This window comes from Curvibacter microcysteis (assembly GCF_028649455.1).
Lineage (GTDB): Bacteria > Pseudomonadota > Gammaproteobacteria > Burkholderiales > Burkholderiaceae_C > Curvibacter > Curvibacter microcysteis.
Genome location: NZ_JAQSIO010000004.1, coordinates 17,499 through 29,318 on the forward strand (window position 1 = coordinate 17,499; position 11,820 = coordinate 29,318).

Here is an 11,820-nt window from a genome sequence, read left to right on the forward strand (position 1 = left end):
TTCATTCTGCGCTTGCTGCTTGATGCAGATCAAGGCTCTCAGGCCAGCGATCGCTAACCTGAAGGCTTAACAGTTCAAGGAGATCTTCATGTACAAACGCATTCTCGTGGCCACCGACGGTTCCAAGTTGTCGCAAAAGGCCGTTAAGTCTGGCATTGAACTGGCAAGTCTTGTTGGCGCCGAGTTGGTCGCGGTGAAGGTGGTCCCGCGTTACCCGCAAAGCTACTTTGAAGGCTCGGTCCCGTTGAGCGTGGACGAGGTGGGCCGCATTGAAAAAGAATGGTCCGACCACGGGCAGGCCGTGGTGGATGCAGTCAAGGCCGCCGCTGTCGAACAAGGTCTCAAAGCCAAGGCCGTGGTGGTCAAGTCTGACCTGATCGCCGAGGCGGTGCTGGCGGCCGCCAAGAAGCACAAATGCGACTTGATCATCATGGCCTCACACGGCCGCCGTGGCCTCAAGCGCCTGCTGCTGGGCAGCGAAACCCAGCAGGTGCTGACGCACTCCACCATCCCGGTCCTGGTGCTGCGCTAAGCCGGCCCGCCCTGCCACGCCGGCCCCTCATCAGGGGTAGCTGCCATGGCAGGTGGCGGGCAGGTAGCGCCTTTCCATCGTGGTCCCGCCTGCAATCGGCAGGCCGGCCCGTGAACCGCAGGCCCAACCATCCAGGGACTGCCCGCCACCGGTGGCACCAACAAAGGCTTTGTAGACCATGGCGTCGCTGCTGCCGGAGCTGACCACTGGGGTGAAGGTCAGCACATTGTTGGTCCCCAGCGACGACAAGGTGGCAGGGTTGGCCGTGACTTGAACCATCCCATTGCCATCCACACTGACCTTGGCGACGTACTTGGACAACTGATCAGTGCAAGCCTGCTTCAGCGCGTCCTCCACATTGGCGCTGGAGGCGGTCTGTATGACCTCGCTGACCGAGGTTCGACACGCTGTGGCGGCCATGATCACCTCGGACACCTTGGCCCGCACGGTGTAGTCGCGGTAGGCTGGCAGCGCGACTGCCGCCAGGATGCCGATGACGGCGACAACGATCATCAGTTCGATCAGGGTGAAGCCGCTTTGCGCGGTGCGTTTTGACATGGTGACCTCCTTTGAATTGACTTGAACAGGCCCGGCGGAACGACTCCCCCGGACAGCTCAAGCTAAAGGTGGCCACCGAAAAAAACCAGCAGGCTTTGTAAGCACGTCACGCCAACCGCCCAGCCACCCCAAAGGCCGATCAAGGGATGCAAGCGCAGCGATCACCTCAGGGCAGGCCTCCTCCACCCCATGTCTGTTCAGCGAACATTTCTGATCGAAACAACACTCAATCTATAACAGCGCTCAAGAGACGCGCACTTGCGACTGTTACGAACACCAGCGCCAGCCCCTCCGCCAACGCATTCAAAACGAACGAAATTGGGACGAAAAAAAACCTGCCGAAGCAGGTTTTTCGCCAGCGGGTCTGGGCGCCCAATGCCCGCCCCTGACGGGGCGGTACAGCACCCCAAGCCCTGAGGCCGGCCTCCCGATCAGTAGGTTTGATCCAGCTGGGTCAGGATGGCGGGGTTCTCCAGCGTGCTGGTGTCCTGGGTGATCGCCTCGCCCTTGGCCAAGCTGCGCAGCAGGCGGCGCATGATCTTGCCCGAACGGGTCTTGGGCAGGTTCTCGCCAAAGCGGATGTCCTTGGGCTTGGCGATCGGGCCGATCTCCTTGGCCACATGGTCACGCAGTTGCTTGGCAATCGCCTTGGCCTCGTCGCCTTCGGGGCGCGAGCGCTTGAGCACCACGAAGGCGCAGATGGCTTCGCCGGTGGTGTCGTCTGGACGGCCCACCACGGCCGCTTCAGCGACCAGTTCGGTGCAGCTGACCAGGGCCGACTCGATTTCCATCGTCCCCATGCGGTGACCCGAGACGTTGAGCACGTCGTCGATGCGACCGGTGATGGTGAAGTAACCCGTCTTCTCGTCGCGGATGGCGCCGTCGCCGGCCAGGTAGTACTTGCCCTGGAAGTCAGCCGGGTAGTAGCTCTTCACGAAACGGTCCGGATCGCCCCAGATGGTGCGGATCATCGACGGCCAAGGCTTCTTGACCACCAGGATGCCGCCCTGACCATTGGGCACGTCCTTGCCGGTCTCGTCGACGATGGCCGCCTGGATGCCCGGGAAGGGCAGCGTGCAGGAGCCCGGCACCATGGGCGTGACACCTGGCAGCGGGGTGATCATGTGACCGCCAGTTTCGGTTTGCCAGAAGGTGTCGACGATGGGGCAGCGGTTGCCGCCCACTTCACGGTAGTACCACTCCCAGGCGGCGGGGTTGATGGGTTCACCCACCGACCCCAGCAAGCGCAGGCTGCTGAGGTCATAGCTCTTGGGGTGCACGGCCGCATTGGCTTCAGCGGCCTTGATCAGCGAGCGGATGGCGGTGGGCGCGGTGTAGAAGATGCTGACCTTGTGGTCTTGGATCATCTTCCAGAAGCGGCCAGCGTCCGGGAAGGTGGGCACGCCCTCAAACACGATCTCGGTGCCGCCCAGGGCCAGCGGGCCGTAGGTGATGTAGCTGTGGCCGGTGACCCAGCCGATGTCGGCCGTGCACCAGAACACGTCATCGGCCTTCAGGTCGAAAGTCCACTTGGTGGTCAGCGCCGCATGCAGCAAGTAACCGCCGGTGGAATGCTGCACGCCCTTGGGCTTGCCAGTGGAGCCCGAGGTGTAAAGCAGGAACAGCGGGTGCTCAGCTTCCACCCACTCCGGCTCGCACACCGTGGGCTGGTGGGCGATGACGTCGCTCATCCACAGGTCACGGCCTGCGGTCATGGGCAGCTCGGCGCCGGTGCGCTTCACCACCAGCACATGCTGGACGGATTCGCAGCCGCCCAAGCTCAGGGCCTCGTCCACGATGGCCTTCAGCGGCAGGTGCTTGCCGCCACGCACTTGCTGGTCGGCGGTGATGATGGCCTTGGCGCCGGTGTCTTGCACGCGGTCGCGCACCGACTGGGCCGAGAAGCCACCGAACACCACCGAGTGGATGGCACCGATGCGGGCGCAAGCCTGCATGGCGGCCACGCCGTCGATGGACATGGAGATGTAGATGATGACGCGGTCGCCCTTGCCCACCCCGATGGACTTCAGCCCGTTGGCGATCTGGCAGGTCTTGGCCAGCAGCTCGCTGTAGCTGATCTTGGTGACTTCGCCGCCGTCGGCTTCAAAGATCAGGGCGGTCTTGTCGCCCAGGCCACGCTCGATGTTGCGATCCAGGCAGTTGTAGGACGCGTTCAAGGTGCCGTCGGCAAACCACTTGAAGAAGGGGGCATTGCTCTCGTCGAGCACCTGGGTGAAGGGCGTCTTCCAGGTGATCAACTCGCGGGCCAGCCGACCCCAGTAGCCTTGGTAGTCCGTGGCGGCTTCTTGGCACAGGGCGTCGTAAGCCGCCATGCCCGAGATGTGGGCGTTCTTGACGAAGGCGTCGCTGGGCAAGTACACGGCGGTTTCGCCGGCGTTCGGGGTGGCACTCATGTTTGTCTCCTGGTAGTAGGACGGGATATTTGCGCATAAATGTGGGGCTTGGCGCTTACATCGCTCTGACTGAAACACGTCAGTGGGCGGCCAGGTCCACCGACCAAGCCCTTGTGACGCCAACGGTCACAGAGCTTGCCTAGAATCCAGGGCTGTTTTTATACCTGATCACAACCCAGCCCCCACCATGACCGTCCCCCGCAATAAACAGCCTGCTGCCCTGCGCCCCTTGCCCGCGCTGATTTTTGCCAGCCGTTGGTTGCAGCTGCCGCTGTACCTGGGCCTGATCGCAGCCCAAGCCATTTATGTCTTCCACTTCTGGGTGGAGCTGGTGCACCTGGTGGAAGCGGCCTTCGGCAGCACCAGCGCCCTGGATGCCCTGATCACCAGCATTGGCTACAAATCGAATGTGGCCATCACCTCGCTGAACGAGACCATCATCATGCTGGTGGTGCTGGCGCTGATTGACGTGGTGATGATCTCCAACCTGCTGATCATGGTGATCGTGGGGGGCTACGAGACCTTTGTCAGCCGCATGAACCTAGAAGGCCACCCCGACCAGCCCGAGTGGCTCAGCCATGTGAATGCTTCGGTGCTCAAGGTCAAGCTCAGCACCGCCATCATCGGCATCAGCTCGATCCACCTGCTCAAGACCTTCATCAACGCCGACAACTACGCCGACCGGGTGCTGATCGCGCAAACCGCCATCCACATCACCTTCTTGCTGTCGGCCTTGGCCATCGCCCTGACCGACCGTCTGATGTCGCACGGCAGCGACGACAAGCATTGAACCACGGGCCGGCGGCCCTGCCGCCGGCGCCAGCAGCGTCGGGCTTCAGCCGCCGTGGGTCATCTCGGCAGGCACCACCCAGGCGTCAAACTGCTCGGCCGTGACAAAGCCCAGGGCCAAAGCAGCCTCCCGCAGGCTGCTGCCTTCCTGGTGCGCTTTCTTGGCGATCTGCGCCGATTTGTCATAGCCAATGTGGGGATTGAGCGCAGTCACCAGCATCAGGGAGCGCTCCAGCAAGTCCGCGATGCGGGCCCGGTTGGGCTCAATGCCCAGCACGCAATGCTGGCGAAAGCTCAGCATGCCGTCGCCGAGCAAACGCACGCTCTGCATGAAGTTGTAGGCCGCCATCGGCCGGAACACATTCAACTCAAAATTGCCGCTGGCCCCCCCCACGCCAATGGCCACGTCATTGCCCAGCACCTGGGCTGCTGCCATGGTCAGGGCCTCGCACTGCGTGGGGTTGACCTTGCCCGGCATGATGGACGAGCCCGGTTCGTTTTCGGGGATCGAGAGTTCGCCCAGGCCGCTGCGCGGCCCGCTGGCCAGCCAGCGCACGTCATTGGCGATCTTCATCAAGCTGACGGCCAGGGTTTTCAGCGCCCCGTGAGCCTGGACCAAACCATCCATGCTGGCCAAGGCCTCGAACTTGTTGGGCGCCGTCACCAGGGGCAGGCCAGTCAGCGCGGCCAACTCCTGCGCCACCGCTTCGGCATAGCCTGCGGGGGCGTTCAAGCCCGTGCCCACGGCCGTGCCGCCCAGGGCCAATTCGCTCACATGGGGCAAGGCCGCGCGCAGGTGGCGCTCGGCATGGGCCAGCTGCGCGGCGTAGCCTGAGAACTCCTGCCCCAGGGTCAGCGGCGTGGCGTCCTGCAAGTGGGTGCGGCCAATCTTCACGATGTCGGCAAAGGCATGGGCCTTGTCGCTCAGCGTGGCCTGCAGCGCCTGCAGCGCGGGCAGCAAGCGGTGCGTGATGGCGTCGAGGGCCGCCACATGCATGGCGCTGGGATAGACGTCATTGGAGGACTGGCTGCGGTTCACATCATCATTGGGGTGCACCAGGCGCCCCGCCCCGCGCGGCCCGCCCAGCAGCTCGCTGGCCCGGTTGGCAATCACCTCGTTGACGTTCATGTTGGTCTGGGTGCCCGAGCCGGTTTGCCACACCACCAGCGGAAACTCCGCCTCGTGCTGCCCGTCGATCACCTCGTCGGCGGCCGCAATGATGGCCATGGCACGCGGCGCCGGCAGCAAGCCCAGGCGGTGGTTGACATAGGCACTGGCGCGCTTGATCTGGGCCAGGGCCCGAATGATCTCGCGCGGCTGGCGCTCCCCTGAAATATCAAAGAACTGCAAGGAGCGCTGGGTCTGGGCCCCCCACAGCCGCTGGGCCGGCACCTCGATGGGACCAAAGCTGTCTTGTTCAGTGCGACTTGACATGGAGCGACCTTTGCTTGTTTCAACCTGTCAAAATAACGGGTGCCCGGGATTCGGGCAAGCCCTGACAGGCCAGCCTCCGGCTCGCCAACCCAGGACACCCTCGACCGGATCCAGCATTGTTCCTTCCAGCCCACGAAGCACCATGACCACCATCAAACAAAGCGACCTCATCGACTCCATCGCCGGGGCCCTGCAGTACATCAGCTACTACCACCCGACCGACTACATTGCCCACCTGGCGCGCGCTTATGAGCGTGAACAAAGCCCGGCGGCCAAGGACGCGATCGCTCAGATTCTGACCAACAGCAAGCTCAGCGCCACCGGTCAGCGTCCGATCTGCCAGGACACCGGCATCGTCAACGTGTTCCTGAAAGTGGGCATGGACGTGCGCTGGGAAGGTTTCACCGGCAGCCTGGACGACGCCATCAACGAAGGCGTGCGCCGTGGCTACAACCACCCTGACAACACGCTGCGCGCCTCGGTCGTGGCCGACCCGCAGTTCGCCCGCAAGAACACCAAGGACAACACCCCGGCCGTGATCTTCAGCGAGATCGTTCCCGGCAACACCGTTGAAGTGACCGTGGCCGCCAAGGGCGGCGGCAGCGAAAACAAGAGCAAGATGGTCATGCTCAACCCCGGCGACAGCGTGGTCGACTGGGTGCTCAAGACCGTGCCCACCATGGGCGCTGGCTGGTGCCCGCCGGGCATGCTGGGCATCGGCATTGGCGGTACCGCTGAAAAAGCCGTGCTGATGGCCAAGGAAAGCCTGATGGACGACCTCGACATGTACGAGCTGCAAGCCAAGGCCGCCAAGGGCGACGCACTGACCCAGACCGAAGAACTGCGCCTGGAACTGTTCGAGAAGGTCAACGCCCTGGGCATTGGCGCCCAAGGCCTGGGCGGCTTGACCACCGTGCTGGACGTCAAGATCAAGATGTACCCCACCCACGCGGCCAGCAAGCCCGTGGCCATGATCCCCAACTGCGCGGCCACCCGCCACGCCCACTTCGTCATGGACGGCTCGGGCCCGGTCTACCTGGACCCGCCGAGCCTGGACCTGTGGCCCAACGTGGACTGGACGCCCGACTACAACAAGAGCAAGAAGGTCAACCTCGACACGCTGACCCAGGCCGAAGTGGCCAGCTGGAAGCCGGGCGACACCTTGTTGCTCAACGGCAAGATGCTGACTGGCCGCGATGCCGCCCACAAGCGCATCCAGGACATGCTGGCCAAGGGTGAGAAGCTGCCCGTGGACTTCACCAACCGCGTGATCTACTACGTCGGCCCGGTGGACCCAGTCAAGGACGAGGCCGTGGGCCCTGCCGGCCCGACCACCGCCACCCGCATGGACGGCTTCACGGACATGATGCTGGCCCAGACCGGCCTGATCGCCATGGTGGGCAAGGCCGAGCGCGGTCCGGTCGCCATCGAAGCCATCAAGAAGCACAAGTCGGCTTACCTGATGGCCGTGGGCGGCGCCGCCTACCTGGTGTCCAAGGCCATCAAGGCCGCCAAGGTGGTGGGCTTTGCCGACCTGGGCATGGAAGCCATTTACGAATTTGACGTGGTCGACATGCCCGTGACCGTGGCCGTGGACGCCGGCGGCACCAGCGCCCACATCACCGGTCCGGCCGAATGGCAAAAGCGCATCGCCACCGGCGAATTCAAGGGCATCACCGTCGGCGCCGCCTGAATGAGCGCTCACTGAGCCTGCCCGCGCTGCCCCGTCGGCGCTGAGGCAGGGCTGCATCGGCCCCCGAGCTGCTTCGGCAGGTCGGGGGCTTTGCTTTTGGCGGGTGGCAAAATCGACGCTCGCCTGGGTTCCCGCTGCGCATGCCTCACCAAGATCCATCCCTCACCCTGAATCCCGCCCCTGCACCCGCCCTGCCCTCGCACCGAGCCGAAGCACCGATTGGTGTGTTCGACAGCGGCATTGGCGGCCTGAGCGTGTTGCGCGCGCTGCGCCAGGCCCTGCCGGGCGAAGACTTCATTTACCTGGCCGACAGCGGCTTTGCCCCCTATGGCGAGCGCAGCGACGCATTTGTGCGTGAACGCTCCGAACGCATCACCCGCGAGTTGGTGGCCCAGGGCGCCAAGGCGGTGGTGGTGGCCTGCAACACGGCCACCGCTGCGGCGATTGCGGCCCTGCGCCGCCAGTGGCCTGAGCTGCCCCTGGTGGGCCTGGAGCCGGCCTTGAAGCCTGCCGTGCAGGCCAGCCTCAGCGGTCAGGTGGCCGTTCTGGCCACGCAGGGCACGCTGCAAAGCCCCAAATTTGCCCAGTTGCTGGCACAGTGCCAGGCCCCCGGCCGCCACATCCATTGCCAACCCTGCGATGGCCTGGCCGATGCAATTGAACAAGGCGATGAAGCCCGCGTGGCGGACTTGTGCCAGCAGTACCTGGGGGCGCTGGACTTGGCGGCCCACTCAGGCAACGCCGCCATCGACACCGTGGTGTTGGGCTGCACCCACTACCCCTTGGTACTGGCTGAAATTCAAAAAGGATTGAAGCCCGGTGTCGCCGTGCTGGACACCGGAGCGCCAGTGGCCCGGCAGACGCGCCGCTTGCTGGAGGCGGCAGGTCTGTTGCGACACGCGCCGGAGAGCCCCGGCCGCGTGACGTGGCAAACCACGGGCCAGCCCAGCCAACTCAGCGCCGCTGTTCAGCGCTGGTGGCCCGGGGGCCAGGGCCTGCACGACCGCGGCCCGACCCTGGTGAGTCCCGGCGCAAGCCGGTGAACCCACCGTCACAGCAACACTCAGGCCTTCTTGGCCCAGGCGCTGCACCAGCCCTTGCCGGCGACTTGCTTGCCGGCGAACAGCGGGCAACCGCCGGCGGCGTCCGACGCCTTGCCTTGGTACAGCGCGCAGCCCGCGCAGTTTTGGCCGGCGGCGTACTTGGGGAACTTGGTCTTGTCGACCTTGCTGGCGTCAGCCTTGTAACCCAGCGCACCGGCTTGGGCATCGGACTCGGCGACCATCGGGCCGTTGGCCATGGCGCCAGCGCTGGCAAACACAACACCAGCGCCCACGCTCAGTTGGACAAAGAATTCACGGCGATTGGACATGGAAAAACCTCAGGTGGGGGAGAACTCGAATAGGTATGGCGCCAACCATTTCAGGCTGATGCGCAACCATTGTCCGGCGCCCCACCAGAACGCACCTTGAGGCAAAGCAAGGCCGACTCAATCAGTCCAGCAAACAGCCCTGGCGGGCACTGCGCCGACGCACACAGCCAAGCCCTTGGGGTCTGTGGCGGGCCCCATCGGTCGCGCGGTGCCGGTTCAGGGGCTCGCTGCTGGCGCCCACAACCGCTCGCCACCGGCCTCCAGATGAGTCAGGTACAGGCGCACATCCAGCTCGAGCCGGTGGTAATCGGGCTCCAGGTGCTCGCACAAACGGTAGAAGGCGCGGTCGTGATCGCGCTCTTTGAGGTGGGCCAGTTCGTGCACCACGATCATGCTCAGGAACGGGGGCGGCGCATCGCGGAACAGGGCGCCGATGCGGATCTCGTGCTGCGCTTTCAGGCGACCGCCTTGCACGCGCGACACCATGGTGTGCAGGCCCAGCGCATGGCGCACCACATGGATCTTGCTGTCAAACAGCACCCGATCCAGACGGGGCGTCTGCCGCATGTGCTCCTGGCGCAAAGCCTCCACATGGCGGTACAGCGCGCCATCGGTGCGCAGACCATGGGCCTGGGGGTATTTGTCCAGCAACCAGCTGGCCAGGCGTCCTGAGTCAAGCAGGCGCTGGGCTTGCTGCTGCAGTGTCTCCGGGTAAGCCGCCAGGTATTTGAGGGCCTTGGGCGGGCTGTTCGTCATGCCGAAGCTCCCCACGCCGGGAGCACGCAGGGCACGAGTGCCCCGCGCGGCACCCGAGGGCTCAATGCAGGTGGCGCGGCCGACGACCGCCACCGTGGCCCGAGCCCCCCGAACCGCGAGGCGGCCGGCCGATCTCCAGCGAGTTGACCAGGTCATCGAAACGCTGCGAGAACAGCTTGTCGATCTCGGCCACCACACCGCCCAGTTCGGAGCCGTCAAAGTGGCGCTCCATCATGTTGACCACGTCCTGCACGAGCAGGTCACGCTGCACCTGCATGATGGCCGCCGGGTTGGGGCCCACGAAGAGCATCACGAAGTCGTCGCGCGACTCGGCCCCCCGGTCTTCCTCTTCCTCATCGAACTCGGCGTCGTAGAAGGTGACCTCAATGGCCGCCCCCAGCTCGGAGAGTTCGTTGAGGTTCATGCACATCTCGTCGAGCACCTGGCGAAAATCCTCATCGCCGCGCACCGTCCAGCACATCTGAAGCAGGTGCTCTTTGGGCTCGAACTTGATGCCGGGCTCTTCTTCGTAGACGCTGGTGGCGCCATCTGCCAGGGAACGGGCGCCCGCGTAACGCCAAAGGGGTTTGAGCGCTTCTTGCAGCTGTTCAAACAGAACGTCGCTGCGCAGCACCACCTGTCCGTGGACATGGATTTCAAAAGGGGCGTTGTAACTTGACATGATCCGATGGTAATTGAGCCCCAGGGCCATCCGTTCAGCCCGCACCGCAGCGGCAGCCAGCTGACGGAATAACGGCGTCCTGGCCAGGCCGAAGCCCGACAGCAGCACGCCGTGGCCGCTTGTGAAGACCGCATTTTCGCATGTTCACCACGCAGCGCCGATCTGGCGTGCGAGCTAATCGCCTTCCCGCCAGTCAGGCCCCTCCCGCAAAGCCTGCCGAGACCACAGGTTCTTTGGGCTTGGTGCATCATGCGCAGCCCCGTGGGCGCTTTGTGTCCCCCTTCTTTCTTCCCATGCAACTCCCCCGTCGACGCCGCGCCGACTTTGCCCCTGCCGAAGCCTTTCAATACCCCGCCCACCTGAAGGCGGCGGTGGCGGACCTGCCGGCGGCGCCCGGGGTGTATGTCTTTCATGGGGACCAAGAGAACCTGCCGCTGTACATCGGCAAAAGTGTGAACCTGCGTCAGCGCGTCTTGTCCCACCTGCGCAACCCCGACGAAGACCGCCTGCTGCGGCAAACCCGGCGCATCAGCCACATCCGCACCGCGGGCGACATCGGGGCCCAGTTGCTGGAAGCGCAGATGATCAAGACCCAGCAGCCCCTGTTCAACCAAAAGCTGCGGCGCAACCGGCAACTGTGCGCCTGGCAACGCCAGGGGGATGGGCTGGTGCTGGTGTATTCCAAAGACCTGAACTTTGCGACCGCGCCCGAGTTGTACGGCCTGTACGCCAGCCGGCACGCCGCGATCGAGCGCCTGCGTGAAGTGGCCGACCAACACCGCCTGTGCTGTGGGCACCTGGGGCTGGAAAAGCTTCCGCCGGGCAAAGCCTGCTTTCGCGCCGCGCTGCGGCAATGCGCCGGGGTCTGCCGCGGCGACGAAAGCGTGGCCGAGCACGACGCGCGCCTGCTGTCAGCGCTGCGCCAGGTGCAAGTGCAGTGCTGGCCGCACCCGGGGGCGGTGGGCCTGGTCGAGCGCGATGGCGACTTCACGCAAATCCATGTGCTCAACCATTGGTGCTACCTGGGCAGCGTCGGCACGCTGGCCGAGGCCGCCGCCCTCAGCCACCAGGCCGTGGGCTTTGATGCCGACGGCTACCAGATCCTGGTGCGCCCGCTGATGGAAGGCCGGGCTGAGTTGTTGCCCCTGCTGTCCCCTGGCGCCGCGTCGGCCCCCAAGCCCCGCCGCCGCCCCCGAGCCAGCCTCTGAGCCCACGCACAGACGTGGTGATGTAGGCCAGGGGCCGATCCAAGCACGGCCCGACATGGCCGTCCAAAGGACCGATTTTTACGGTTTTTATACGGGCTCAGGCCGCAATTCAACCCGCTTTTTACGCCTGAAAACCTACGCTTCAAGCATCGTTTTTTGCGAAATGGAGCGTGAACATGGACATCGCTTGGCTCGCCCTGGCGGCCCTGCTGGCCGGCCTGATGGCCGCCCTGACCCGGGGGTTGCAGGCCCTGGAAACCCCCCACGGGGGCCAATCATGATGGCGGCTCAATGGCTCTACAGCCTGGGCGGCTTGATCGCTTGCGGCCTGCTCGCCTACCTGGTTTACGCGCTGATTCGCGCCGAGGAGTTCTGAATGCC

The 11,820-nt window shown here is 64.6% G+C and carries 12 protein-coding genes; 6 read left to right on the top strand and 6 right to left on the bottom strand.

The window, feature by feature from the left end; translation table 11 throughout:
* The first annotated feature begins 88 nt into the window (after positions 1 to 88).
* Entirely contained in the window at positions 89 to 532 is a 444-nt protein-coding gene (locus tag PSQ39_RS11700) for a universal stress protein (protein ID WP_273926976.1), read from the top strand.
* 30 nt (positions 533 to 562) lie between these two features.
* Here PSQ39_RS11700 and PSQ39_RS11705 read toward each other — a convergent pair whose 3' ends face one another.
* A complete protein-coding gene (locus tag PSQ39_RS11705; RefSeq protein ID WP_273926977.1) occupies positions 563 to 1,090 on the bottom strand; it encodes a pilin in 528 nt (175 codons plus the stop codon).
* A 431-nt stretch (positions 1,091 to 1,521) separates the two neighbouring features.
* Positions 1,522 to 3,504, bottom strand: a complete 1,983-nt coding sequence (gene acs, locus PSQ39_RS11710) for an acetate--CoA ligase (RefSeq protein WP_273926979.1) — start codon at positions 3,502 to 3,504, stop codon at positions 1,522 to 1,524.
* Positions 3,505 to 3,691: 187 nt separating this feature from the next.
* Here acs and PSQ39_RS11715 point away from each other — a divergent pair, with 187 nt between their 5' ends.
* The gene (locus PSQ39_RS11715) at positions 3,692 to 4,294 is read left to right on the top strand and encodes a YqhA family protein (protein WP_273926980.1); all 603 of its coding nucleotides are present in this window, start codon (positions 3,692 to 3,694) and stop codon (positions 4,292 to 4,294) included.
* 45 nt (positions 4,295 to 4,339) lie between these two features.
* On the opposite strand, the gene fumC is transcribed toward PSQ39_RS11715, so the two are convergent.
* On the bottom strand, positions 4,340 to 5,728 hold the full coding sequence (gene fumC / locus PSQ39_RS11720) for a class II fumarate hydratase (RefSeq protein ID WP_273926981.1): 1,389 nt from the start codon (positions 5,726 to 5,728) through the stop codon (positions 4,340 to 4,342).
* A gap of 142 nt (positions 5,729 to 5,870) precedes the next feature.
* Here fumC and PSQ39_RS11725 point away from each other — a divergent pair, with 142 nt between their 5' ends.
* A complete protein-coding gene (locus PSQ39_RS11725; RefSeq protein WP_273926982.1) occupies positions 5,871 to 7,421 on the top strand; it encodes a fumarate hydratase in 1,551 nt (516 codons plus the stop codon).
* A 140-nt stretch (positions 7,422 to 7,561) separates the two neighbouring features.
* A complete protein-coding gene (gene murI / locus PSQ39_RS11730) occupies positions 7,562 to 8,464 on the top strand; it encodes a glutamate racemase (RefSeq protein WP_273926983.1) in 903 nt (300 codons plus the stop codon).
* Between the two features lie 20 nt (positions 8,465 to 8,484).
* Here murI and PSQ39_RS11735 read toward each other — a convergent pair whose 3' ends face one another.
* From PSQ39_RS11735 to PSQ39_RS11745, 3 genes are all read right to left on the bottom strand, one after another.
* On the bottom strand, positions 8,485 to 8,793 hold the full coding sequence (locus PSQ39_RS11735; RefSeq protein WP_273926984.1) for a high-potential iron-sulfur protein: 309 nt from the start codon (positions 8,791 to 8,793) through the stop codon (positions 8,485 to 8,487).
* 216 nt (positions 8,794 to 9,009) lie between these two features.
* Positions 9,010 to 9,549: a YgjP-like metallopeptidase domain-containing protein gene (locus PSQ39_RS11740; protein WP_273926985.1), complete on the bottom strand. Its 540-nt coding sequence runs from the start codon at positions 9,547 to 9,549 to the stop codon at positions 9,010 to 9,012.
* A gap of 61 nt (positions 9,550 to 9,610) precedes the next feature.
* Positions 9,611 to 10,231, bottom strand: a complete 621-nt coding sequence (locus PSQ39_RS11745; protein ID WP_273926986.1) for a DUF6806 family protein — start codon at positions 10,229 to 10,231, stop codon at positions 9,611 to 9,613.
* A 293-nt stretch (positions 10,232 to 10,524) separates the two neighbouring features.
* Between PSQ39_RS11745 and cho the strand changes: the two genes are divergently transcribed.
* Together cho and kdpF are read left to right on the top strand one after the other, a co-directional pair.
* The gene (gene cho / locus PSQ39_RS11750) at positions 10,525 to 11,439 is read left to right on the top strand and encodes an excinuclease Cho (RefSeq protein WP_273926987.1); all 915 of its coding nucleotides are present in this window, start codon (positions 10,525 to 10,527) and stop codon (positions 11,437 to 11,439) included.
* 277 nt (positions 11,440 to 11,716) lie between these two features.
* A complete protein-coding gene (gene kdpF / locus PSQ39_RS11755; RefSeq protein ID WP_273926988.1) occupies positions 11,717 to 11,815 on the top strand; it encodes a K(+)-transporting ATPase subunit F in 99 nt (32 codons plus the stop codon).
* The last annotated feature ends 5 nt before the right edge of the window (positions 11,816 to 11,820 follow it).

Bases quoted from the DNA above. Each gene is read 5' to 3' on its own strand.
- PSQ39_RS11700 (WP_273926976.1), top strand. From the start codon at position 89: ATGTACAAACGCATTCTCGTGGCCACCGACGGTTCCAAGTTGTCGCAA.
- PSQ39_RS11705 (WP_273926977.1), bottom strand. From the start codon at position 1,090: ATGTCAAAACGCACCGCGCAAAGCGGCTTCACCCTGATCGAACTGATG.
- acs (WP_273926979.1), bottom strand. From the start codon at position 3,504: ATGAGTGCCACCCCGAACGCCGGCGAAACCGCCGTGTACTTGCCCAGC.
- PSQ39_RS11715 (WP_273926980.1), top strand. From the start codon at position 3,692: ATGACCGTCCCCCGCAATAAACAGCCTGCTGCCCTGCGCCCCTTGCCC.
- fumC (WP_273926981.1), bottom strand. From the start codon at position 5,728: ATGTCAAGTCGCACTGAACAAGACAGCTTTGGTCCCATCGAGGTGCCG.
- PSQ39_RS11725 (WP_273926982.1), top strand. From the start codon at position 5,871: ATGACCACCATCAAACAAAGCGACCTCATCGACTCCATCGCCGGGGCC.
- murI (WP_273926983.1), top strand. From the start codon at position 7,562: ATGCCTCACCAAGATCCATCCCTCACCCTGAATCCCGCCCCTGCACCC.
- PSQ39_RS11735 (WP_273926984.1), bottom strand. From the start codon at position 8,793: ATGTCCAATCGCCGTGAATTCTTTGTCCAACTGAGCGTGGGCGCTGGT.
- PSQ39_RS11740 (WP_273926985.1), bottom strand. From the start codon at position 9,549: ATGACGAACAGCCCGCCCAAGGCCCTCAAATACCTGGCGGCTTACCCG.
- PSQ39_RS11745 (WP_273926986.1), bottom strand. From the start codon at position 10,231: ATGTCAAGTTACAACGCCCCTTTTGAAATCCATGTCCACGGACAGGTG.
- cho (WP_273926987.1), top strand. From the start codon at position 10,525: ATGCAACTCCCCCGTCGACGCCGCGCCGACTTTGCCCCTGCCGAAGCC.
- kdpF (WP_273926988.1), top strand. From the start codon at position 11,717: ATGATGGCGGCTCAATGGCTCTACAGCCTGGGCGGCTTGATCGCTTGC.